At 75.7% G+C, this 21,097-nt stretch carries 22 protein-coding genes; 10 read left to right on the top strand and 12 right to left on the bottom strand.

The window, feature by feature from the left end:
* Window positions 1–7 precede the first annotated feature (7 nt).
* The 3 genes from AAG589_RS17445 to AAG589_RS17435 are packed head-to-tail and all read left to right on the top strand — an operon-like array spanning window position 8 to window position 2,978.
* A complete protein-coding gene (locus AAG589_RS17445) occupies window positions 8–958 on the top strand; it encodes a carbohydrate ABC transporter permease (RefSeq protein ID WP_430568546.1) in 951 nt (316 codons plus the stop codon).
* A 2-nt stretch (window positions 959–960) separates the two neighbouring features.
* Complete coding sequence (locus AAG589_RS17440) at window positions 961–1,890, top strand: carbohydrate ABC transporter permease (protein WP_430568545.1); 930 nt, start codon at window positions 961–963, stop codon at window positions 1,888–1,890.
* A gap of 53 nt (window positions 1,891–1,943) precedes the next feature.
* Window positions 1,944–2,978, top strand: a complete 1,035-nt coding sequence (locus tag AAG589_RS17435) for a LacI family DNA-binding transcriptional regulator (RefSeq protein ID WP_430568544.1) — start codon at window positions 1,944–1,946, stop codon at window positions 2,976–2,978.
* Here the strand turns inward: AAG589_RS17435 and AAG589_RS17430 are convergent.
* The 4 genes from AAG589_RS17430 to AAG589_RS17415 all read right to left on the bottom strand — a co-directional run bounded on the left by AAG589_RS17430 (window position 2,921) and on the right by AAG589_RS17415 (window position 7,268).
* Window positions 2,921–3,871, bottom strand: a complete 951-nt coding sequence (locus tag AAG589_RS17430; RefSeq protein WP_430568543.1) for a hypothetical protein — start codon at window positions 3,869–3,871, stop codon at window positions 2,921–2,923. The two genes, AAG589_RS17435 and AAG589_RS17430, sit on opposite strands and share 58 nt — an antisense overlap.
* Window positions 3,868–6,183: a hypothetical protein gene (locus tag AAG589_RS17425; protein ID WP_430568542.1), complete on the bottom strand. Its 2,316-nt coding sequence runs from the start codon at window positions 6,181–6,183 to the stop codon at window positions 3,868–3,870. The genes AAG589_RS17430 and AAG589_RS17425 overlap by 4 nt, the downstream gene beginning before the upstream one ends.
* Window positions 6,180–6,503, bottom strand: coding sequence for a hypothetical protein (locus tag AAG589_RS17420; RefSeq protein WP_430568541.1), 324 nt, complete (start codon window positions 6,501–6,503; stop codon window positions 6,180–6,182). Before AAG589_RS17420 ends, AAG589_RS17425 begins: the two co-directional genes overlap by 4 nt.
* 114 nt (window positions 6,504–6,617) lie before the next feature.
* A complete protein-coding gene (locus AAG589_RS17415; RefSeq protein WP_430568540.1) occupies window positions 6,618–7,268 on the bottom strand; it encodes a hypothetical protein in 651 nt (216 codons plus the stop codon).
* Window positions 7,269–7,560: 292 nt separating this feature from the next.
* Between AAG589_RS17415 and AAG589_RS17410 the strand changes: the two genes are divergently transcribed.
* Window positions 7,561–8,439 (top strand): alpha/beta fold hydrolase, encoded by an 879-nt coding sequence (locus AAG589_RS17410; protein WP_430568539.1) that lies wholly within the window; start codon window positions 7,561–7,563, stop codon window positions 8,437–8,439.
* Between the two features lie 21 nt (window positions 8,440–8,460).
* On the opposite strand, the gene AAG589_RS17405 is transcribed toward AAG589_RS17410, so the two are convergent.
* Together AAG589_RS17405 and AAG589_RS17400 are read right to left on the bottom strand one after the other, a co-directional pair.
* The gene (locus AAG589_RS17405; protein ID WP_430568538.1) at window positions 8,461–9,840 is read right to left on the bottom strand and encodes a pyridine nucleotide-disulfide oxidoreductase; all 1,380 of its coding nucleotides are present in this window, start codon (window positions 9,838–9,840) and stop codon (window positions 8,461–8,463) included.
* Window positions 9,841–9,947: 107 nt separating this feature from the next.
* Window positions 9,948–10,571, bottom strand: coding sequence for a PepSY domain-containing protein (locus AAG589_RS17400; RefSeq protein WP_430568537.1), 624 nt, complete (start codon window positions 10,569–10,571; stop codon window positions 9,948–9,950).
* Window positions 10,572–10,678: 107 nt separating this feature from the next.
* Between AAG589_RS17400 and AAG589_RS17395 the strand changes: the two genes are divergently transcribed.
* Together AAG589_RS17395 and AAG589_RS17390 are read left to right on the top strand one after the other, a co-directional pair.
* Complete coding sequence (locus tag AAG589_RS17395; RefSeq protein ID WP_430568536.1) at window positions 10,679–11,437, top strand: MerR family transcriptional regulator; 759 nt, start codon at window positions 10,679–10,681, stop codon at window positions 11,435–11,437.
* Window positions 11,438–11,482: 45 nt separating this feature from the next.
* Complete coding sequence (locus AAG589_RS17390; protein WP_430568535.1) at window positions 11,483–11,902, top strand: hypothetical protein; 420 nt, start codon at window positions 11,483–11,485, stop codon at window positions 11,900–11,902.
* Between the two features lie 55 nt (window positions 11,903–11,957).
* Here the strand turns inward: AAG589_RS17390 and AAG589_RS17385 are convergent, their stop codons facing one another.
* Window positions 11,958–12,905, bottom strand: coding sequence for a hypothetical protein (locus tag AAG589_RS17385; protein WP_430568534.1), 948 nt, complete (start codon window positions 12,903–12,905; stop codon window positions 11,958–11,960).
* A gap of 50 nt (window positions 12,906–12,955) precedes the next feature.
* On the opposite strand from AAG589_RS17385, the gene AAG589_RS17380 reads away from it, so the two are divergent.
* Genes AAG589_RS17380 through AAG589_RS17370 form a run of 3 tightly spaced genes read left to right on the top strand, consistent with a single transcriptional unit; the run spans window position 12,956 to window position 15,639 of the window.
* The gene (locus AAG589_RS17380; RefSeq protein WP_430568533.1) at window positions 12,956–13,444 is read left to right on the top strand and encodes a heme-degrading domain-containing protein; all 489 of its coding nucleotides are present in this window, start codon (window positions 12,956–12,958) and stop codon (window positions 13,442–13,444) included.
* Between the two features lie 10 nt (window positions 13,445–13,454).
* Window positions 13,455–14,051 (top strand): hypothetical protein, encoded by a 597-nt coding sequence (locus tag AAG589_RS17375; RefSeq protein WP_430568532.1) that lies wholly within the window; start codon window positions 13,455–13,457, stop codon window positions 14,049–14,051.
* Window positions 14,052–14,097: 46 nt separating this feature from the next.
* Entirely contained in the window at window positions 14,098–15,639 is a 1,542-nt protein-coding gene (locus AAG589_RS17370; RefSeq protein ID WP_430568531.1) for an amidohydrolase, read from the top strand.
* Window positions 15,640–15,752: 113 nt separating this feature from the next.
* Here AAG589_RS17370 and AAG589_RS17365 read toward each other — a convergent pair whose 3' ends face one another.
* On the bottom strand, window positions 15,753–17,420 hold the full coding sequence (locus AAG589_RS17365) for a glycerophosphodiester phosphodiesterase (protein ID WP_430568530.1): 1,668 nt from the start codon (window positions 17,418–17,420) through the stop codon (window positions 15,753–15,755).
* Window positions 17,421–17,563: 143 nt separating this feature from the next.
* Here AAG589_RS17365 and AAG589_RS17360 point away from each other — a divergent pair, with 143 nt between their 5' ends.
* On the top strand, window positions 17,564–17,923 hold the full coding sequence (locus AAG589_RS17360) for a TraR/DksA family transcriptional regulator (protein WP_430568529.1): 360 nt from the start codon (window positions 17,564–17,566) through the stop codon (window positions 17,921–17,923).
* Window positions 17,924–17,936: 13 nt separating this feature from the next.
* Here the strand turns inward: AAG589_RS17360 and AAG589_RS17355 are convergent, their stop codons facing one another.
* From AAG589_RS17355 to AAG589_RS17340, 4 genes are read right to left on the bottom strand one after another with little or no spacing between them, the layout of a single operon-like run.
* Window positions 17,937–18,578, bottom strand: a complete 642-nt coding sequence (locus AAG589_RS17355; RefSeq protein ID WP_430568528.1) for a TetR/AcrR family transcriptional regulator — start codon at window positions 18,576–18,578, stop codon at window positions 17,937–17,939.
* Complete coding sequence (locus AAG589_RS17350) at window positions 18,575–19,414, bottom strand: tyrosine-protein phosphatase (protein ID WP_430568527.1); 840 nt, start codon at window positions 19,412–19,414, stop codon at window positions 18,575–18,577. The genes AAG589_RS17355 and AAG589_RS17350 overlap by 4 nt, the downstream gene beginning before the upstream one ends.
* Entirely contained in the window at window positions 19,411–20,262 is an 852-nt protein-coding gene (phnE, locus tag AAG589_RS17345) for a phosphonate ABC transporter, permease protein PhnE (protein WP_430568526.1), read from the bottom strand. The genes AAG589_RS17350 and phnE overlap by 4 nt, the downstream gene beginning before the upstream one ends.
* A complete protein-coding gene (locus AAG589_RS17340) occupies window positions 20,243–21,094 on the bottom strand; it encodes a phosphonate ABC transporter ATP-binding protein (RefSeq protein WP_430568525.1) in 852 nt (283 codons plus the stop codon). The genes phnE and AAG589_RS17340 overlap by 20 nt, the downstream gene beginning before the upstream one ends.
* Between the last annotated feature and the right edge of the window lie 3 nt (window positions 21,095–21,097).

The following is a 21,097-nucleotide window of genomic DNA, read 5'->3' as shown; positions in this document are numbered from 1 at the left end:
GCCTGAGATGACCACGACCACCGCCGCGCCGCCGGCCCGCGCGACCGGGCCCAGTACGTCCGGCCGACGCCGGCTCGCCCCGTGGGGCTTCCTCGCGCCGGCGATCGTGCTCTTCGTCCTCTTCCTGGCGCTGCCGATCGCGTACGCGGTCTACCTCTCCTTCCGCACGGAGAAGGTGAGCGGGCTGGGGCTGGGGTCCGGCTCGCGCACCGAGGTGTGGGCGGGTCTGTCCAACTACGCGGCCGCGCTGGGGGACCCGGAGTTCCTCGCGTCCGTGGGGCGCGTCGCGCTGTACGGGCTGATCGTCGTGCCGACGATGCTGGGTCTGGCGCTGCTGTTCGCCCTGCTGCTCGACTCACGGCGGGCGCGGACGCGCACGTTCTCGCGCACGGCGATCTTCCTGCCCTACGCGGTGCCGGCCGTGATCTCGTCGCTGCTGTGGGGCTTCCTCTACCTGCCCGGCGTCAGCCCGTTCTACGACCTGTTCGAGCGGTTCGGCTGGGACGTGCCGTCGCTGTTCGAGGGCGACCTCGTGATGTTCGCCGTCGCGAACATCGCCGTCTGGGGCGGCACGGGGTTCAACATGATCGTCATCTACACCGCGCTCAAGGCGGTGCCGTCGGAGCTGTACGAGGCGGCGGAGCTCGACGGCGCGTCGCAGGTGGCGGTGGCGTGGCGCATCAAGATCCCGATCGTCACGCCGTCGATCATCATGACGGCGGTCTTCTCGATGATCGCGACGCTCCAGGTGTTCGCCGAGCCGACCACGCTGCGCCCGCTGAGCAACGCCATCTCGACCACCTGGACCCCGCTGATGAAGGTGTACCGCGACGCGTTCACGCGCGGCGACCTCTACTCGGCCGCCGCGACGTCGGTGATCATCGCCGCGGCGACGTTCGTGCTCTCGTTCGGCTTCCTGCGCCTCGTGCAGGGCCGCGCCTTCGGCCAGGAGAAGTGACCATGACGACGCTGACCAGCCCGCTGCCCGCCGACGCCCCGCCGGCGCGCGACGCCGCGCGCCGTCCCGCCCGCGGAGGACGCCGCGCCTGGCGCGGCGCCGGCGAACGGCCGTCCGCCGTGGCCACCGCCGTCCTGCTGGTGGGGGCCCTGTACTGCCTGCTGCCCGTGGTGTGGGTGGTGGTGGCCTCGACCAAGTCCGGCGCCGAGCTGTTCTCCACCTTCACCTTCGCGCCGTCCACCCACCTGGCGGACAACGTGGCCGACCTGTCGGGCTACCGGGGCGGGCTGTTCTGGCGGTGGATGCTCAACACCGCCCTGTACGCCGGCGTCGGCGCCGTGCTCTCCACCCTGGTGTCGGCGATGGCCGGCTACGGCCTGGCGAAGTACACGTTCGCCGGCAAGAACGCCGTGTTCAACGTGCTGCTGGCCGGGGTGCTGGTGCCCGCGGTCGTGCTCGCGATCCCGCAGTACCTGCTGCTGGCCGAGCTCGACCTCACCAACACCTACTGGTCGGTGCTGCTGCCCAGCATCATCAGCCCGTACGGCATCTACCTGGCGCGGATCTACGCGGCCGCCGCGGTGCCGGACGAGGTGGTCGAGGCGGCCCGCACCGACGGCGCGAGCGAGACCCGCACGTTCTTCCAGGTGGCCGTGCCGATGCTGGTGCCCGGCCTCGTGACGGTGTTCCTCTTCCAGTTCGTCGCGATCTGGAACAACTTCATGCTGCCGTACATCATGCTCGGCGACGACAAGCTCTTCCCGATCACCGTGGGGCTGTCCGGGCTGCTCAACCAGGGCGCCAGCCAGCCCGCGATGTACACGCTCGTGATCACCGGCGCGCTGCTGTCGATCCTGCCGCTCGTCGCCCTGTTCTTCGCGCTGCAGCGGTTCTGGCAGGTGGACCTCGCCGCCGGAGCGGTGAAGTCGTGACCCGGCCTCGTCCTGCCCCGGCCGGCGCGGCTCGTGTCCCTAGACTCGCGGGCGTGGACGGAACGGGTGGGCACGGGGCCGACGACGGCCGGGCGAAACGCCCCACGATCCGCGACGTCGCGGCCGTCGCGGGCGTGTCGCGCGGCACCGTGTCGCGGGTCATCAACGGCGGGCACTGGGTGTCGCCGGACGCGCGCACGGCGGTCGAGGAGGCCATCCGCACCACCGGGTACCGCGCGAACCCGCACGCCCGGTCCCTGGTGACCGGCCGCGCCAACTCGGTCGCGTTCCTCCTCACCGAGGAGCAGCACCTGCTGTTCGAGGACCCCAACTTCTCGCTGCTGCTTCGGGGCGCCACGCACGCCGCCGCCGAGCGGGAGATGCCGATGGTGCTGCTCGTCGCCGGCACCCCGGAGGAGCGGCGGCGGGTGGCGCAGTACCTCGAGGCCGGGCACGTGGACGGGGTGCTGCTCATCAGCTCCCACCGCGGCAACCCGATGATGGCCGAGCTGCTGAAGCGGGACATCCCCACCGTCGCGTGCGGCGTGCCGCTCGGGTACGAGGGCAGGGTCGGGCACGTCGCGGCCGACGACCGGTCCGGCGGGCGCGCGATGACGCAGCACCTGTGGGACACGGGCCGGCGCCGCATCGCCACTATCACCGGCCCGATGGACACCCCGGGCGGCGTGCTCCGGCTCGAGGGGTACCGCGAGGTGCTGGGCGACGCCTACGACCCCGAGCTGGTGGTGCACGGCGACTACTCCCGCGAGAGCGGGCGCCTCGCCATGGCCGAGCTGCTGGAGCGGCGGCCCGACGTCGACGCCGTGTTCGTGCACTCCGACCTCATGGCCGCCGGGGCGCTGGTCGCGCTGCAGGCCGCCGGCCGCAGCGTGCCCGGCGACGTCGCCGTCGGGGGATTCGACGACTCCGGCGTCGCCGCGCAGCTGCACCCGCCGCTCACCACGATGCGCCAGCCCTACGAGCGCATCAGCGCCGAGATGGTGCGCCTGCTGCTCGAGGTCGTCGACGGTCAGGAGCCTGCCGCGATCACGCTGCCCACCTCCCTCGTGGTGCGCGAGTCGGCCTGAGCGACCAGGAGCTCCCCGCGCTCGGGCTCGGGGTACGACGGCGGGTCCGCGCGCACCTCGGCCGACAGCCGCTCCAGCAGCAGCGCCGGCTCGAGGTCCGGCGACGGCTCCGCGCCGTCGGGCACGACGACGCCCACGACGACGAGCGCGCCCTCCACGACCGCGGCGACGGTCGTCGTGGTGCGCTCGACCCCCGCCGCGTCCCGGTGGTGCGCCACCAGGCCGAAGTAGCCGGGCCCGCCCGCGTCGAAGGCCTCGGCGCGATCTTCGAACCTCTCCTGCTCCGACGGCCGGTGCCCGACGTAGGCGACCGAGAGCAGCGTCTCGTCCGCGAACGGGTCGGCGTAGACCGGGTACTCCGTGTCGAGGAGACGCACCGGCGCGTCCAGCGCGGTGTCCCGCAGGGCCCAGGGGAGCGCGGCGCCCTGCGGTGTCGCGTACGACGGGCCCTCGGGCGCGCTGACGTAGGTGAGGACGTCGACGCCGTCCACCCGCGTCCCCGCGACCGCGTCGGTCGTCCGCCTGTCGTAGGAGAAGGTGCCGTCGTCCCGCCAGTCCCCCTCGGTGCCGACCGGACCCGTGGTGTAGAACAGCAGGTCCAGCCCCGGGACCATGCTCGCCTCGAGGGCCCAGTCGGGTTTGTGCCAGCGGGAGACGAACGCGCGGTCCACCGTCAGCTCCACGGCGTCGTGGCCGGGGAACTCGTCGGCGGTGAGCGCCCACGGCTCGGGGGTCCAGTGCATGGCGCGGTCGATCTGCCAGTCGTTGCGCAGGTCGGCCACGAGCGCCTTGCCCCAGGCGAACCACGCGTACGTGCCCACCGCGAGGAGGGCGATCAGGAGGCCGGGCGTGACCTGCGGGTTGGCGAAGACGCGCCTCAGGACGGTGCTCATCGGTCCTCCGTGCGGGGGGTTTCGGACATGGCCTCGAAGGTCTCGTCGAACAGGGTGGAGAGCGTCTCGTCCTCGTACTCGGGGTCGATCCCTCGGTGGGCGGTGATCGCCTCCTCGGCCGGGATGCCCCGGTCGATGTCGTGTGCGACCAGGAGGTCGTGCATCGTCGTGCCGTATCGCACGAACGTCTGCTCCTTCACCTCGCCGAGCGCGGCTCGCGCCTCGACGATCGGGCCCCTCGTGTCGAGGAAGGCCAGCCCCTGCGTCGCGGCGGTGGCACCGACCGCCTCGGCCGTGCTGCGCCCGAGGGTGCCGATCCCGAGCGCGCCGCTGGCCAGCGCGATCACCTGCTCGCGCGTCTCCACCCGGTCGTAGGCCGCGTCGAGGAGCTCCGCCCGCATCGACCCCGCGACGGCGCCGACGTCGCTGATCGCGTCCTGCGCGAGGCCGAGCCGGGCCGCGGAGCCGCCGTCGGCCGCCGTCGCCGCGAGCTCGACCATCGACGCCGTGTAGCGGTCGGTGGCGCCGAGCCAGGCGTCCGCCGCGCCGGGGGTGCGGGACGTCGCGGCGATCACGTCGCGCAGCGCGAAGGCGTCCAGCTCCGGCTGTGGCACGGCGGGCCACAGGTCCGCGTGGGTGGTGAGCCGGTACGTGTCGTCGATCCCGGGAGCGGGCCCGGACGCACGGCTGGTCGACGTGTCCCCGTCCTTCTGCTCGCGGGCGTCGTCGCCCATGCTCGGCAGGTACGGCTCGTACGCGCGGGCGATGTCCGCGCTGGCGCGGTCGTCCAGCGTCGGCCCGGACAGGAGCCCGGACGGCAGCTCCTTCGTCGCCCGCGAGACCAGCATCGTGGCGCGCCGCTGGTCCGCCTGGTGGGGAGACGACGTCCCCTCATCGACGGCCGCGGCGAGCGCGCCGGCGGCGGCCCTGCCGCCGTCGGGCCAGCCGTCCCGCGGGGCCCAGCCGAACCAGCGGCGGACGGCACGCGCGCCCTGCCCGTCGCTCGCGGGGGCGAGCCGGTCGAGCGCGAGCCGCGGGTGCCGCGCGTACCCCGCCAGGACGGCCGCGGCGAGCGGGGCGGTGAGCGTCGCGTCGACGAGCGCGTCGCCCGCGAGGTCGCCCGGTGCCCCGGCCGTACCCGCGCCGCGGGCCTCCTCGTCCGCGCGGACCCACCACCTCGCGTCGAGCGCGTCGCCGGCCGCGGCGTGCGCGGCCGCCGGGAGGCCGGCGGGCAGGAGCGCTGCCGCGAGCTGCGAACGCTCGGCCAGGCCGAGCGGCCAGTCGCCCACTCCGGCGACGACGCCGTGCCCGAACTCCCGCAGCTCGTCGTCCGACGCCGTGCGGGCCCAGTCGGCCGTTCCCTGGCTCAGCGCGCCGTGCAGCTCCGCGGAGACGGGCCGCGTCGGGTCGACGTAGGACGGCCCGAGCGCCAGGTAGAGGTCCTGCGGCGACGCCGTGTCCCAGAAGACGGCCCAGAACGCGGGGTCGTCGGCGTGCGCGGTCAGGACGCGGCGGACGTCCTCGCGCAGCTCGCGCCGGGCCGCGTCGTCCCCGCCGGACCCGGCGCGGGGCAGCAGCGCGGCGACCTGCCGCGCGGCGTTCCCGGAGGCCACGAGGGCGGCCGGGTCGGCACCGGCGGCCGTGACCGCCCGGACCGCGCGGACGTCCGCCAGTGCCGCGAGGGCGGCCGCCGCCCGGCGAGACGCCTCGGCTTTGGCGTCCCGTGCGGCGCGCCAGCGTGCCTCGGCCGCCACGACCTCCGCGCGCGCCGCGGCGGCCGCCCGCTCCGCCGCGGCCAGGCGATGGTGTGCCTGCCCCGGCCCGCCGAGCGGCGGCACCGTCCCCGGCCAGACGAGGGGCGCGCCTCCCAGCGCCTCGACCCCGGGGATGTTCCACGTGGAACGCCGGGCCTCGTCCGCTTCCGCCCGCCACCGGGCCTCGCGCCCGAGGGCCTCCGCCCGGTCCGCGAGCGCCCGCTCCGCCGCGAGCTGCGCCTCCCCGAGCGCGACCGCGTGCCGGCGCAGCGTGCCTGCGGATGCCTCGAGCATGCCGCCGCTCGCGCGGGCGTCGTCGGCCAGGGTGGTGACCCGCTCCCGCGCCCGCTCGACGGCGGTGCTGCGCTGGCCGTCGAGCGTCGCGCGCACCCGCAGCAGCGTCACGCGCACGTGCGCGAGCCGTTCCGCGGCGCGCGCCGCGGCGTCGGCGGCGTCGACCAGCGCAGGCGGGCTGCCCGTCAGGGGGCAGAGGTCCCCGTCGAGGCCGCCACCCGACGCGCCACCCGACGCGCCGCCGGACCGCACGACGGTGCTCACGACCGGTCCGCGGTGCCGGCGGAGCCCAGCAGCGCCGCCAGGTCGTGCGCCGTCCCGCGCTCCGCGCCGTCGAAGGCCTCCGCCGCCCGGGCGAGACCCGCGGCGACGGACTCGAGCGCCCCGACGAGCGACTCGTGGGTGGAGCGCCACGCCGCACCGAGGTCCTCCAGGGCGGCCGACAGGCTGGCGTCGCCGGTCGCGGCGGGAGCCGCGGCCGCGGCCAGCGCGCCGGTGCGGGCACCGGTGAGCGCCGTGGCGCCGCCGCGCAGGTCGGCTCCCGCCGCCGCGAGGGTCGTGGTGTCGAGGTCGAGCTGGGTCATCCCGTCCCTGTCCGTCGTCGGATCCGTCCGTGGCTGCGCCGTGGCGCGGGCACGACGCTAACGGCGGCGGGTGCAGGCGGGCCGAGGTTATCCACAGGGCCTGGTGCCGTCGGGTCAGTCCCACCAGACGCGCCACCACGGCTCGTCGTCCGCCCCGCTTCCCGCCCCGCCGGGCACGCCACGGTCGGGGAGGCGGCCGCGCCAGGGCGCGACCTCGTCGGGCGGCGCGTGCATGTCCTCGATGCCGACGTCGGCGAGGGCGCGCACCACGTCGGCGCGCCCGCGCCCGGGGCCGTCCCGCGGGCCGAGGTGCAGGTCGCGTCCGGCGCGGAGCAGCACCCCGGTCACGGTGACCCGCTCGTCGCAGCGCAGCGGCCCGACGACGTACCCCTGGGCGCGCACGCGGCCCGGGTGCCGCACGACGGCCCGCAGCACCGCGCCGAGCGTCGGGCCGAGGTTCTGCCGCTCGGTCTCGAGCTCCACCTCGTCGAGGCGCTCCAGCAGCCCGGCGGCGGTGCGCTCGTCGAGGGCGACGAACGGGTAGAAGCCCGGCGTCGTCGAGCCGGCGAGCACGGGCTCGAGCAGGACGTCGAGCCCGTCATCGAGCAGCCGGCCGTGCCGGCCCCGGCACCCACCGGCGCGGCCGCCGTGGTGCGGTGCGCCTGGCCTGGTCGCGAGCGCGCGCTCCCGGGTCCAGGCGGTGCGCAGGTCGACGAGGTCGGGCGGGACGAACCGGGCCGGGTCGGGCGGCGGTGCCGGGGGCACCGCTGGTGGCGTGCGCGGTGGTGTGGGGGACGGTGGCGTCGTCGCGACGGACATTGCGGCTCCTCGGGTCCGGACGCCCCGGAGCGGGCGTCGTGGCCGAGCCTGGCCGGGGCTGCGGCCGCGACGGGGGTGGCCGGCGCGAGCCTGTGGACGGCGTGGTCCTGGGGGCAGGCTCCCAGGACGGGCGTGGTGCGCCACCGTCGGGACCTTCGGACGCCGATGAGTTTCGGGCTGGTGCTGTGTCGTTCCCTCCGTAGACGATGGACATCCCTACCCGGCCGACGGAGGCCCCATGAGCGAGCTCAGCACCCACACCCTGGACGTGCCCGGCGCCGTCCTCACCTACGACGTGCGCCGGCCGGGCGCGCCCGGCGGCCACCCGCCGCTGTTCGTGCTGGGCTCGCCGATGGCGGCGTCGGGATTCACCCAGCTGCTCGACCACCTCGACGACCGGGCCGTGATCACCTACGACCCGCGCGGCACCGAGCGCAGCACGCTCGCCCCGGACGGCGAGGTGTCGGTGGAGCTGCACGCCGATGACTTCCACCGCGTGGCGCGGGCGGCCCGCGAGCTGGTCGGCGACGGCCCGGTCGACGTCTTCGCCTCCAGCGGCGGGGCCGTGAACGTGCTGCCGTGGGTCGTGGCGCACCCGGACGAGCTGGGCACCGTCGTCGCGCACGAGCCGCCGCTGTGGGCGCTGCTGGAGGACCGCGAGGTGCAGCGCAAGGTCACCCAGGACATCGTGGCGACCTACGAGCGCGACGGGTTCGGCCCGGCGATGGCCAAGTTCATCCAGCTCTCCATGCAGGGCGCGCCGCTCACCGAGGACTACCTGACGCAGCCCGCCCCCGACCCGGCGGCGTTCGGCCTGCCGACCGAGGACGACGGCTCGCGCGGCGACCTGCTGCTCGACGGCAACATGCGGGCGCTGCCCTGGTTCGAGCCGGACCTCGAGGCCCTGCGCGCCACCTCCGTGCGGCTGGTGCCCGCCGTCGGCGAGCTGAACCCGGGCACGATGCCGCGCCGCGGGGGAGAGGCGCTCGCCGCCGCGCTGGGGGTCGAGGTGATCACGTTCCCCGGCGACCACGGCGGGTTCGCGGCCAACGAGTGGTCGCCGGGCAACGACCCGGCGGCGTTCGCGGCCCGGCTGCGCGAGGTGCTGGCGGGCTGACGCTGCCCGGGCGGGAGACCGTCACACCGGGACGCCGGCGTCCCGGCCGATCCGCTCCAGCCCGGCGATACCCGCGGGGGCGTGCTCGAGGTACCGCGCGACGGCGGCGCGCACCTCGGGCCGCCCGGCCTGCTCGGGCGGCACGCCCGCGGGGTTGAGCAGCACGGAGTGCGCCCATGCGGCGACGTCCGGGTCGGCCATGAAGCTGGCGGCGGCGCGCGCCCCGCGGCCCTGCATGGCCGCCCAGTCGGCGGGCGTGCTCCAGTACGGCGTCGGTGGGCACAGGGCGTTCTTCTCGGCGTCGGGCCGGTCGTGGCGGTGGGCCTCGACGTAGCCGACCAGGGCCGCGCAGAACGGCGGGAAACCGGCCCGCACCGACTGCAGGGTGAGCCGCTCGCCCCAGATCGGCAGGGCCGGGCGCAGCTGCAGCCCGTACGCCGCGCAGTGCACCACGACCGCGCCCTGCGGCACCGCGACGTCGCCGGCGTCGAGCACCAGCCGGCCGGACGAGACCCGGCGCAGGTGGCCACCGCGCACGACGCGCGTCACCGACCGCAGCAGCTCGAGCTCCCAGCGCCCGAGCGTCGGCGTGCGGGCCATGCTCGGCATGACGTCCGGGTCGATCCGCGTCATGACGCCGGCGTCCTCGAGGCGGAGGAAGAGGTCGTCCGCCGACGAGGCGTCGCAGGCGGCGGCCATCAGCGTCCCCGCCATCCCCAGGAAGACCGCCGGGTCGGGCTGGACGACGGCGCGGTCCAGCATCCACGGGTCCCGCGGCCGCACCCACTGGATGGCGTCCGGGTCCACGCCGTGCCCGAGGAGCCACACGACGGCATCGGTCGCCGTCTTGCCGGACCCGGCGACGACGAACGCGGCGGCGTCCCCCGCGTCGGGCAGCGCGCCCGCGGGCACCACCCGGGCGTCGTCGTCGACGTCGAACGGCGGTGGGCCCACGGCGGGGATGGAGGGGGCGAGGTAGCGGGCGTCGACCACCCGCCGGCGCACGCGCGGCTCGACGACGTCCCCCGACGTGAGGTCGACGAGCAGACCGTCGCGGTACTCGACACCGCCGAGCAGCTCCACGCGCCCGGTCGGCAGCAGCCGCTCGGCGAGCACCGCCGCGTAGTAGTCGCAGATCTCGGGGCCGGTGGCGCGCTCGGCCAGCCCCGCTTCCGGGCCCGACTCCTGCAGGCGCCCCGTGCCGAGGCGGGTGGACGCGACGCCGTAGAACTGCGACGCCTGGTGCAGGCGCACGAACGGGTACGCGTCCCGCCAGTGCCCGCCCGGCGCCGTGCGCCGGTCGACGAGGGTCGCGTGCGCGGTCGGGTCGTGCTCGACGAGCGCGTCGACGAACGCCATCCCGACCGCCCCCGCGCCGACGACCAGATAGTCGGTGTCCACCGAGCGGGCCATACCTCCAGTGACCCACCGGCGTCCGGGCGGGTCAACGGGCGGCCGGGTGATGCCGCGGGTGATTCGACGTGCCCGGGGCGACGCCGTCGGCTCGGTCAGTCGTCCGCGGGCTCCTCGGTGACCTTGCCGTCCTGGGTGCCGACGCGGTAGTCGGTCTCCACGCCGTCCACGAGCACCGTGACCGACCAGTGGTACCGGCCGTCGTCCTCGTCGAGCTCGGCGTCGTCGAGGTCGCCCCCGGTCTTCGCCACCGTGCGCTCGATCGCCTGGCTGATGGAGAACCTCGCGTCGGCCAGCGCGCGCCGGTCGTCGGCGTCGAGGTCGTCGTCCCGCGTGCCGACCACCTCGGTGCCGTCGGCGCTCACCTCGACCTCGACGCTGATCTTCCCGGTCGCGACGTCGACCTCCCACGTGGTGTCGCGGTCCGGGTCGTCGATGGCGAAGGCGGTGCCGCCCGCCTTCTTCTCCGCGGTGGCGATCGCCAGCAGCCCGGCGGCCGTGCGGTGCTCCGGCGCGGCGGAGGCGCTGGGCGACGCGCCGTCGTCGGTCGTGTCGTCGGTCGCCGGGCTGGTGGCGCCGTCGTCGGACGCGGACGTCGTGGCCTCGCCCGTGGGCGCGGCGCCGTCGCCCGCGTCATCGGCGCAGGCGGTGAGGGTGAGGCCCAGCGTCAGGGCGAGGGCGGTGGGGACGGCGAGGCGGCGTGCGGTGCGGTTGCTCATGACGACGATCGTCCGGGCGGTCGGTGACCTCCGCATGAGATGCGGATGTGAATGCCCTCATCCACCGTCTTGCGGTTGACGCTGCGTCAACCTCTACCGTCGGAGTCATGACCCGTTCCATCCAGGACGTCGCCCGGCTCGCCGGCGTCAGCAGCCGCACGCTGCGCCACTACGACCAGATCGGCCTGCTGCCGCCGTCGGGCACCGGGCCCGGCGGGCTGCGCCAGTACGACGACGCGGCGGTCCGGCGCCTGCAGCGCATCCTGCTGCTGCGCGACCTGGGCCTGCCGCTGACCGACGTCGGCAGGGTGCTCGACGAGCAGGCGGACGAGGCCGGCGCGCTGCGCCGCCACCTCGACCAGCTGCGCGCCGAGCAGGACCGGCTGGCACGCATGATCGCGACCGTGGAACGGACCATGACCGCCATCGAGAAGGGAGAACGGCTCATGGCCGAGGACATGCTGGACGGCTTCGACCACACGCAGCACGAGCAGGAGGTGACCGAGCGCTGGGGCGCCGACGCGTACGCGACGAGCGACGCGTGGTGGCGCGGGCTCGGCCCCGACGGGCAGAAGGAGTGGCAGGCGCGCACCCGCGAGCTGGGGGAGGCGTGGGGCCGCGCCGCGGACTCCGGCGTCGACCCCAAGTCCGACGAGGCGCAGGCGCTCGCGGCGCGGCACGCCGACTGGCTCGGGAGCATCCCCGGCACGCCCGGGTCGGAGCACGGGCGGCCGACCAAGGAGTACGTCGTCGGCCTGGCCGAGATGTACGTGGCCGACCCGCGGTTCGCGAAGAACTACGGCGGCGCCGAGGGGGCTGTGTTCGTGCGCGACGCCCTCGTCGCCTACGCCGAGCGAGAGCTCTGAGGCCGACGCACACCCTGACAACTCGGCGGGTGGGAGGATGCCCCGGTGAGCGACGACTGGGCGGCGCAGCGCACGGAGGCGGCACGCGTGCAGGCGGAACGGCTGCGCGCGCGGCAGGACGCCGAGCACACGGAGGCGGAGGCGCTGCTGCGCGAGTTCGTCAGCGCCGCCGCGGACGCCGGGCTGGAGCCCGAGCCGCTGCAGGTCAAGGGCTACGGGGGCCGCGGGACGGCGCGCACGTCGCTGCGGGGCTGGTACCTGCGCACCGACCGCACGGCCGCCGTCACGACCGACGGCGCGTTCTACGTGCTCACCGCGCCGCTGACCGTGCTCGACCGGGTGCGCGGGGCGCGCGTCGCGCCGCAGCGGCCGCCGATGATCCTGGGCGCGGGCGGCAAGGACGGCAGCTCGATCGAGCTCGTCGACGCGCTGGAGCGGGTGCTGCCCGGCTGGCGAGCTCGGTGATCGAGCCCGTCGAGATCCAGGGCCCGGGTCTCGACAGGCTCGACCAGCGGGACGACTACGTCAGCGCCTCGCCGACCGGCCGGGCGACCTCCGGCAGCGCGAGGTAGCCGGCCCACGCGCCGTCGTCGAGCCGGTACGCGGCGGCGTGGTACCCCGGAGCCCGGTTCGTCACGCGCAGCGCCTCGATCGTCGGCGACCCGGCCGGCAGGGGGAAGACGTCGGGCGTGAGGTCGTGCAGCGCGAGCAGGTCGCGCGGGTCGCGGGGGCTCACCCAGCGCCTGACGCGCGCGGGGGAGGCGAGCGGGGCCCGCGCCACCAGCGCCTCACGGATCGCGCGGATGCCGAGCGGCGAGCCCGGCGTGAGGAGCAGCGGCACGTCCGGGCCGCCGGTGCGCGCGCCGAGCACCGAGTACGCGACGACGCTGCCGAGGGAGTGCGCGACGACGACGGCGGGCTCGCCGGCCGGGACGGCGGACAGCGCCTCGGCAAGGCCCGCGTCGATCACCGCCCGGACGGCGTCGTCGTGCAGGTAGGCGTACACGTCCCGGGTCAGCGTGAGCAGGACGGCGGCGCTCACGCCGGGCACGTACCGGTCCACGAGCGCCAGCGCCGCGACGGCGGCCTCGACCAGCGCGTCCCCGACGACGCCCTCGGCGACGGCGGGCGGCGCGACGCCGGGCCGGTGCCCGGCGCCCGCGAGCACCTCGCGCGCGACGTCGAGCAGGAACCGTAGCTCGCCGTCGGGCAGCGCGCCCACGAGCCGGGGGAGCGCCGCGGGGTCGGCGGCCAGCGCGTGCACCGTCACCGGGGGCGGCGTGCCGCCGTCCACCAGGCGCTCCAGGGTGTCGCCGTAGTAGACGAACGACGCGTCGGCGTCCGTGGGCCGCAGCGGCGACCCGGCCGCGGCGAGCCCCGCGCCCAGCGCGCCGAGCCACTGCGCCTCCAGCGCCTCCGGGTCGCGTCCGTCGAGGTCACGGCCGTGGACGAGCACCAGTCGGGTCACGCGGGCGACGGTACCGCCACGGCGAGTCTCGCGCGTGGCACGCTGGGCCCGTGAGAGACACCACCGAGGACGTCGCAGCCCTGGTCGCCGAGGTCGAGCAGCAGGAGCGCGAGCTCGTGCTCGGCCGGTTCACGCACGACGACGCGTGGCAGCTCGGCTGCCTGCTCGTCGAGCTCGCCACCGAGCGCGGCCTGGCCGTGACGGTCGACGTGCGCAAGGGCCCGCAGCAGGTGTTCCACGCGGCGCGCGAGGGCACCACGCCGGACAACGACACCTGGGTGCAGCGCAAGGTGCGCGTGGTGGAGCGGTTCGGCGCGTCGTCGTACCTCACCGGCCTGCGCGCACGCGCCAAGGGCGAGGACTTCAACGCCAAGCACCAGCTGCCGCTGCAGGAGTTCGCCGCGCACGGCGGCGCGTTCCCCGTGCGCGTGGACGGTGTGGGGATCGTCGGCGTCGTCACCGTGTCCGGGCTGGCGCAGGCCGACGACCACGCGCTTGTCGTCGAGGCGTTGCGCGTCCACGCCGCCGGCGGCGCCTGACCCGCGCGTCGTGGCAGGTCACGGCACGGCGGGACGGCGGGCGGCCGGAGCGGCCCCGAGCGAGGCGGAGGTGCTCCGGGTGCTGCGGGCGCTCGACGGCCACGTCGGCTACGGGGGCGACCCGGGCGTCACGGAGGAGCAGATCACGTGGCTGCGCTGGGAGAACGAGCACCCGACCGCCGTGTACCTGCCGCCCGGCCTCCCCCCGTACGCGGTGTGGAACCTCAAGCAGAACCTGCTGCGCGACCTGTGCCGTGCGTCCGTCCTCGCTCCGTTCGAGGGCGAGCTCGTCGAGCTGCTCCTCGGCGTGGTCCACCGTCGCCACGAGGAGTACGACCGCTACTACTCGCGCCTCGCGCTGCGCCTGGACGGGCCCCGCCTGCGTGCCGGGCTGACGGCGGCCCTGGACGCCCAGGAGGCGGGGACCGGGGTTCGGGCGGCGTGGCTCCTCGACGTCCTGGACCACCCCGACGTCCCCCCGACGCACGCCCGGTGGCGGGCCTGGACCGCCGCGCACGGGCTGCCGCACCGGCTCGACCGCTCCGCTCACGACGAGGACGAGCGCGACCGGCTCCATGCGCGACGGCGCGCGGCGATGCGCGCGTAGCCCGACGCTCGTCCCGCCGGGCGCCGGCGCCGTCTACCGTGGCCCCGTGCCCGCGCTGCTCCTGACGAACGCCCGCCTCGCGGGCCGCCCCGACCGGCCCGTCGACGTCCTGCTCGACGACGGCCGGATCGCCGCCGCGACCCCCTCGCGGGTCGAGCCTGTCGGCGGGTCTCGACGGGCTCGACCGGCGGAGGTCGTGGACGTCGACGGTCGCACGGTGGTGCCGGGACTGTGGGACGCGCACACCCACCTCACGCAGTGGGCGATGGTGCGCCAGCGGCTCGACGTGTCGGCCGCGACGAGCGCCGCGCACGCCGCGGCCCTGGTGCGCGACCGCCTCGACCTGGCCGCCCCGCCGACCGGCGGCACGCCGCTCGTGGGCTACGGGTTCCGGTGGGCCACGTGGCCGGACGACCCCACCGCCGCGGTGCTCGACGAGGTCGCCGGCGACGTCCCCGTGGTGCTGCTGTCCGGGGACCTGCACAGCGCGTGGGCCTCGTCGGCGGGCCTGCGCTTCCTCGGCATCGCGGAGCACCCCACGGGGCTGCTGCGCGAGGAGGAGTGGATGCCCGCGAGCCCGCGCATCGTCACGGTGGGCGACGCCGTCGCCGACGCCCTGGTGGCGGACGCCGCCCGCGCCGCCGCCGCGCGCGGCGTCGTCGGCGTCGTGGACTTCGAGGTGGCGGACAACCTGGCCGCCTGGCGGCGACGGGTGGCGGGCGGCTGGGACGGGCTGCGCGTGCGCGCGGCGGTGTGGGAGCAGCACCTGGACGGGGTGCTCGCCGCCGGGCTGCGCGACGGCGACCCGCTCGGGGACCCGGTCGGCTCGGACCTCGTGACGCAGGGGCCGCTCAAGGTGATCAGCGACGGCTCGCTCAACACGCTCACCGCGTACTGCTTCGACGCGTACGCCGGGGCGGTCGGCCCGGACGCGCACGGCGTGCTCAACGTGGCGACCGACCACCTCGTGCCCCTCATGAACCGCGCGCACGCCGCCGGGCTGCGGTGCGCGATCCACGCCATCGGCGACCGCGCGAACGCCCTGGCGCTGGACGCGTTCGAGGCCTCCGGAGCGCGCGGCTCGGTGGAGCACGCGCAGCTGCTGCGCGCGGACGACGTCGCGCGGTTCGCCGCGCTGGGCGTCACCGCGAGCGTGCAGCCCGAGCACGCGATGGACGACCGCGACGTCGCCGAGGAGCTCTGGCCCGGCCGCACCGCCCGCGCGTTCCCGCTGGCCGAGCTGCGGGCCGCCGGGGTGCCGCTGACCCTCGGTTCCGATGCGCCCGTCGCGCCCCTCGACCCGTGGACGGCGCTCGCGGCGGCCGTCACCCGCTCCCGCGACGGCCGCGAGCCGTGGCACCCCGAGCAGCGGATCGACGTCCGCGCCGGGCTCGAGGCGTCCGTCGATGGTCGCTCGCTGGACCTCGCCGTCGGCGGCCCCGCCGACCTCGCCGTGCTCGACGTCGACCCGCTCGCGCTGCCCGCGGCGCACGACGACCCCGCCGACCTCGCCGACGCGCTGCGCGCCGTACCCGTCGCCGGCACGCTCGTCGCGGGCCGCTGGACCCACCACGCCCTCGCTGGTTGAGGCTGTCGAAACCCGCCCGCCGCTGGTTGAGCCTGTCGAAACCCGGTGCATGGTTTCGACAAGCTCAACCAGCGGGTACCGGGTTTCGACAGGCTCAACCAGCGGGTGGTGGATCAGCCGCGCAGCTCGGCGATCTCCGCGAGCAGGGCGTCGCGCTGCTCGGCGTCGTCGACGTGCTTGGTCACGACGCGCTCCAGCCGATCCCAGTCCTCGCGGGCGAGGGCGGAGAACAGCTGCTGCGCCTGGCCGGTGGACAGGTCCAGGTCGGCGAGCCGCGCGAGCAGCCCCGGGCCGGCCTCGGGCTCCGGGTCGGTCTGCTCCTGCGCCGCCTTCCAGCCGATGAACGCGCCGGGGCGGTTGGTGATCATGCCCTCGACGCCGAGGTCGGTGAACCGCGACCAGTCGGCGGCGGCGTCGACCGTCCACACGAAGACGCCGACGCCGGCGGCGTTGAGGTCCTCGACGACGGACGGCCGGGTCGACAGCGCCGCGCCCGACGGGTTGTAGTACGCGGCGTGCAGGCGCTCCGCCGTGGCGACGGGGTCGGCGTCGAGGGTGCCGCGCAGCAGGCCCAGCGGGATCTGCGGCGCCCGCTCGTACGCGTACTCCAGGGCCTTCTCGTCGAACGACTGCAGCACCACCCGGTCCTCCAGCCCGGCCTCGAGGATCATGTCGACCGTGCGGTGCACCTCCTCGCGGGTCTCCGGCCCCTTGATCTCCAGCAGCAGGTCGGAGCTGCCGGTGCCCATGAGGTCGAGCACCTGCGCGAACGTCGGCACCCTCTCCCCGGTGAACGCGGGGCTGAACCACGACCCCGCGTCGACGCCGCCCACGTACGACGACTGCAGGAGCTCGACGTCGCCCGTGCCGTCGGTGGTGCGGTCCACGGTCTGGTCGTGGATGACGACGGGGACGTCGTCGGCGGTGGTGTGCACGTCGATCTCGACGTACTCGGCGCCGGCCTTCATCGCCGCGGCGTACGCGGCGAGCGTGTTCTCGGGGTTGACCGCTGAGTAGCCGCGGTGCGCCGCCGTGACGGGCAGCTCGCCGGGCTCGTTCACCACCGGCCGCGGCGGCAGCTCCGTGACGACGACGTCGTCGATGCTGACGCGGGCGCCGTCGGCGGAGAAGCCGAGCACGCCGTCGGTCGTGCGGCCGATGCGGCCCTCGAGCGCCTCCTGGCCGTCGTAGATCCACGTGGCGTGGTTGCCCTGCACCTCGACCGCGATCTGCACGTCCTTGCCGACCCCGGCGTCGGACGGCGCGGCCGCGGTGGACGGCACGTTCCAGGTGTTCCCGGTGGTGCGCTCGGCCAGCTCGAGGCCGTTCGTCGCCGTCGTGGTGGAGCGCATCGCGGCCTGCCACCAGGGCGCCGACCCGGAGGGCGCGATGTCGAGGACGGGCGCGAGCCAGCGGGCCGCGTTGTTGACCGCCTCGAAGCGGACGGTCGCCTCCAGGCGGTAGTTCTCCAGGTGCGGGCCGAACGTCACGCGCCCGATCGTCGACGGCTCGCCCACGAGGCGGCCGTCGCGCACCGACCAGTCACCGGCCGCGGCGGCCCACCCCTCGGGCAGCGCGCCGTCGGCGACGTCGTCGAAGTCCTCCGCGTAGGCGACGTCGCCGGGCTCCGCGGCCAGGGGCGCGGCGTCCGCGACGGGCGGCGCGACGGCGGTCGCCGCGAGCGAGGCGACGGTCACCCCGGCGGCGACGGCGAACGCCAGGGTGGCGGGGACGGTGCGCGTCCCCGGCGGGGCGAGCAGGGTGCGGCGGCGTGCGGTCATGGTGGTCCCTCCGAGGTCGGGGCCGGCCCGTTCCTGGCCGGTCGCCGCGGACGCTAGGAAGGCGGGATGACCACCCCGGGGGTGGTCCGGTGGCCTGTCGATGACGGGCCGCCGAACATTCGGCGCCGGGGGAGACTGCAGGGATGACGCATCGCACGGACGGCCGCGCGGGCGACGCCGAGCAGCGGCTGCGGGCGCGGCTCGCCGCCGTGCAGGAGCGGCTCGCGGCGCAGCGCGGCGCCGTCGAGGGCATCGTCGAGTCGGCGCGGGACGCCAACGTCGACGACGAGCACGACCCGGAGGGCACGACCCTCGCCTGGGAGCGGCAGCAGGCGGCGGCTCTCGCGGCCGAGGCGGAGCGCGAGCGTGACGAGCTGCTCGCCGCGCTCGACCGCGTCGCCGACGGGACCTACGGCGTGTGCGAGGTGTGCGGCCGCCCCATCCCCGACGCTCGGCTGGAGGTGCGGCCCGCGGCCACCCGCTGCGTGGAGCACGCGCGCTGACGCCCGGTCGCGGTCAGCCCGGGTCGACCTGCATCCCCCGCCAGGCGACGCGCACCGCCTCCCGGCAGCGGGCGACGGCGTCGGGGGCGTCGAGGCGCACGCCGCGCACCACGTACTGGTAGTAGAAGACGCCGTTGAGCAGGTCGATGCATGCGTCGACGTCGAGGTCGGGGTGCAGCTCGCCCCGGTCGATCCCGGCGCGGAGCAGCGCGACCATGGCGCCGCGCCGGCGCGCGACGTGGGAGCGCCAGTACGCCTGCGCGAGCTTGCGGTCCGTCATCGCGAGGCGGATCCGGAGACGGAACCGCTCCTCCGGGTAGTCCCGGCCGGCGGCCGCGGCGGCGGGCGTGAGGGCGGCGAGGAGGTTCTCGAGCAGGTCGCCGTCGAGCGGGATGACGTACGGCTCGCGCCCGTGGTCGAGGGCCGCGGCGACGAGGTCGGTGGTGCTGGGCCAGCGCCGGTAGATCGCGGCGCGGCTGACGCCGCTCTCCTCGACGAGGCGGTTGACGGTGACCTCCTCGCCGCGGCCGATGATCGCGACGGCGGAGGCGAGGATGCGCTCGTCGTGGCCCTCGGCCCGGGGCCGGCCGGGACGACGACCGGGGCCGCGGCGCTCGGCCGCGACCCCGGGACCCTCCGAGGGGAGCGTCGTCACGCGCGGCCCGCCGCACCGTCCGGCTCGCCCAGCGCGCGCTCGCGCAGCCGGGCGATCAGCCCGTCGGTGAGGCCCGCCGCGCGGAGCGGCGCCAGCGGGTCGCCGTGCCGCTCGGTGAGCACCGAGATGAGCTCGCGCATCGGCTCCGGCGAGAACTCCGGCCGGACGGCGGCCCGTGCGGCCTCGTCGAGGTCGAGCCCGAACCGGCGCATCAGGGGGCGCATCACGGGCGCGATGCGCGCCATGATCGCGGCCGAGTTCTCGCCCGTGCGGGCGTAGTCGGCCACGACGTCATCCTGCTCGGCCCCGAGGGCCAGCAGCAGGGACGCGGCAAGCACCCCGGTGCGGTCCTGGCCGGCGGCGCAGTGGAACGCGACCGTGCCCGGGGCGTGCGCGACGATCGCCAGCGCCGTGACCACCTGCGGCGCCGCGCCCTCGAACATGCGCAGGTACAGGCGGCCGAACCGGCTCTGGTCCAGCAGGTCGGTGGCGTCCCCCGGGACGTGCTCGGCGTCGTCCGCCGCCTGACCGATGTTCGCCATGAACGGCACGTGGTGGTAGGTCACCGCCGCCTGCGCGCCGAGCGGCCCGCGGCCGGTGACGCCGACCTCGTCGGCCGAGCGGAGGTCGATGACGGCGCGCAGGCCGCGCTCCACCAGGGCGTCCGCGACCTCGGGGGTCACGATCGACAGGTCGTCGGCGCGGATCGCGAAGCCTTCGCGGACGGAGCCGCCGGCGACGGGCACGCCGCCGAGGTCGCGGAGGTTGACGGGCGCGCTGAGCGGTACGGCCGGGAGGGCGACGGGCAGGTCGAGGGGGCTGTCGGTGACGGTCACGTGATCTTCCTTCGGATGACGGCGCTGGCCTGGTCGACGACCGTGACCAGCACGATGATGCAGATGACGATCGCGGACAGGTGCCCGTAGTCGTACATCTTCATGGCGGTGGTGAGCTCCAGGCCGATGCCGCCGGCGCCGACCATGCCGAGGATCGTGGCGCCGCGCACGTTGCCCTCGAACAGCAGCAGCGTGTACGACACGAGCAGCGGCGCGGCCTGGGGCAGGACGCCGTACTGCACGACCTGGCGCCGGGACGCCCCGACCGCCTCCATGGCGGTGACGGGGCCCCGGTCGACGGACTCCATGGCCTCGGCGAAGACCTTGCCGATCGACCCGATGGAGCCGACGGTCATGGCGAGGATGCCGGCGAACGGGCCGAGGCCCACGGCAGAGACGAACATCAGGGCGAACACGAGGTCCGGCAGGGACCGGATGACGTTCATGACCCAGCGGGTGGGGTAGTACAGCCACCTCGGGGCGATGTTCGACGCCGCGCCGAACGCGACGACCAGGGAGAGCACGGCGCCGAGCACGGTGCCCACGATCGCCATCTGCAGCGTCTCGATCAGCAGGTCGACGATGACGTCGAGCTTGTCCCAGGTGGGCGGGAACAGCCGGGAGAGGAACTCGCCCATGTTGGCCGCGCCCTCGCCGAGCTTCGCGAAGTTGAACTCCGCGCCGACGAAGGACCACACCAGCAGGACGACCGCGATCGGCACGCCCAGCATGAACCGGGCGCGGGGCACCCGGAACGCGTGCTCGAGCCGGTCCCGCTCGCGCGGGTCGAGCTGCGGCTTCTCCGTGCGCCGGGCCGCGGGCCGGGCGTCAGGCGACGTGAGCGTCATGGTCGTCCCCCTCCTCGTCGTCCTCGTCGCCCGCGTAGAGGACACCGAGCCTGTCGGCGTCGAGCTCCGTCGTCGGGGCACTGACGAGCATCTCGCCGCGGGCCAGCCCGACGATGCGGTCGGAGTGCTCGAGCGCGAGCGGCAGCACGTGCAGGCTGACCAGCACGGGGATCCCGTCCTGGCGCGCGATGTCGTGCAGCAGGTCGAGCACGGCGTGCGACATCTTCGGGTCGAGGGACGCCACGGGCTCGTCGGCGAGGATGAGCCGGGGGCGCTGCATCAGCGCACGGGCGATGGCGACGCGCTGCTGCTGCCCGCCGGAGAGCGTCCGGGCCTGGTCGTTCGCCTTGTGCGCGATGCCGACCCGGTCGAGCAGCTCCAGAGCCAGCCTGCGGTGCGCGCTGCTGAAGCCGCCGGCGAGGTTGAGCGGACCGGCGTCGTGCAGGCCGCCCGTGAGCACGTTGGTCAGCACGCTCAGCCGGCCCACCAGGTTGAACTGCTGGAACACCTGCCCGACGTGCGCGCGCAGCCTGCGCAGCTGGCCGTGCCGCAGGTTGGTGAGGTCGTGGCCGGCGACGCGGACGGTGCCGCCGTTCACCGGGGCGAAGCCGGTCAGGCTCTTCATGAGCGTGGACTTGCCCGAGCCGGACGAGCCCAGCAGCGCCACGAGCTCGCCCGGGAACAGGTCGAGGTCGACGCCGTCGAGCACGAGCGGGCCGTCGCCGTACGCGACCTGCAGGCCCCGCACGGTCGCGAGCGGCAGCGTCGCGCCCGTCGCGGTGGTCGTGGTGGTCGTGGTGGTCGTGCCCGTCGTGGTGGCGGTCGCCGTCATGAT

It is taken from the genome of Isoptericola sp. F-RaC21 (assembly GCF_038593535.1).
Taxonomy (GTDB): Bacteria; Actinomycetota; Actinomycetes; order Actinomycetales; family Cellulomonadaceae; genus Isoptericola.
This window is presented reverse-complemented; position numbering and strand designations above follow the sequence as displayed.

Excerpts from the sequence above, each read along its gene's own strand:
- AAG589_RS17445 (WP_430568546.1), top strand. The coding sequence starts at position 8 with ATGACCACGACCACCGCCGCGCCGCCGGCCCGCGCGACCGGGCCCAGT.
- AAG589_RS17440 (WP_430568545.1), top strand. The coding sequence starts at position 961 with ATGACGACGCTGACCAGCCCGCTGCCCGCCGACGCCCCGCCGGCGCGC.
- AAG589_RS17430 (WP_430568543.1), bottom strand. The coding sequence starts at position 3,871 with ATGAGCACCGTCCTGAGGCGCGTCTTCGCCAACCCGCAGGTCACGCCC.
- AAG589_RS17420 (WP_430568541.1), bottom strand. The coding sequence starts at position 6,503 with ATGACCCAGCTCGACCTCGACACCACGACCCTCGCGGCGGCGGGAGCC.
- AAG589_RS17410 (WP_430568539.1), top strand. The coding sequence starts at position 7,561 with ATGAGCGAGCTCAGCACCCACACCCTGGACGTGCCCGGCGCCGTCCTC.
- AAG589_RS17400 (WP_430568537.1), bottom strand. The coding sequence starts at position 10,571 with ATGAGCAACCGCACCGCACGCCGCCTCGCCGTCCCCACCGCCCTCGCC.
- AAG589_RS17395 (WP_430568536.1), top strand. The coding sequence starts at position 10,679 with ATGACCCGTTCCATCCAGGACGTCGCCCGGCTCGCCGGCGTCAGCAGC.
- AAG589_RS17365 (WP_430568530.1), bottom strand. The coding sequence starts at position 17,420 with ATGACCGCACGCCGCCGCACCCTGCTCGCCCCGCCGGGGACGCGCACC.
- AAG589_RS17360 (WP_430568529.1), top strand. The coding sequence starts at position 17,564 with ATGACGCATCGCACGGACGGCCGCGCGGGCGACGCCGAGCAGCGGCTG.
- phnE (WP_430568526.1), bottom strand. The coding sequence starts at position 20,262 with ATGACGCTCACGTCGCCTGACGCCCGGCCCGCGGCCCGGCGCACGGAG.
- AAG589_RS17340 (WP_430568525.1), bottom strand. The coding sequence starts at position 21,094 with ATGACGGCGACCGCCACCACGACGGGCACGACCACCACGACCACCACG.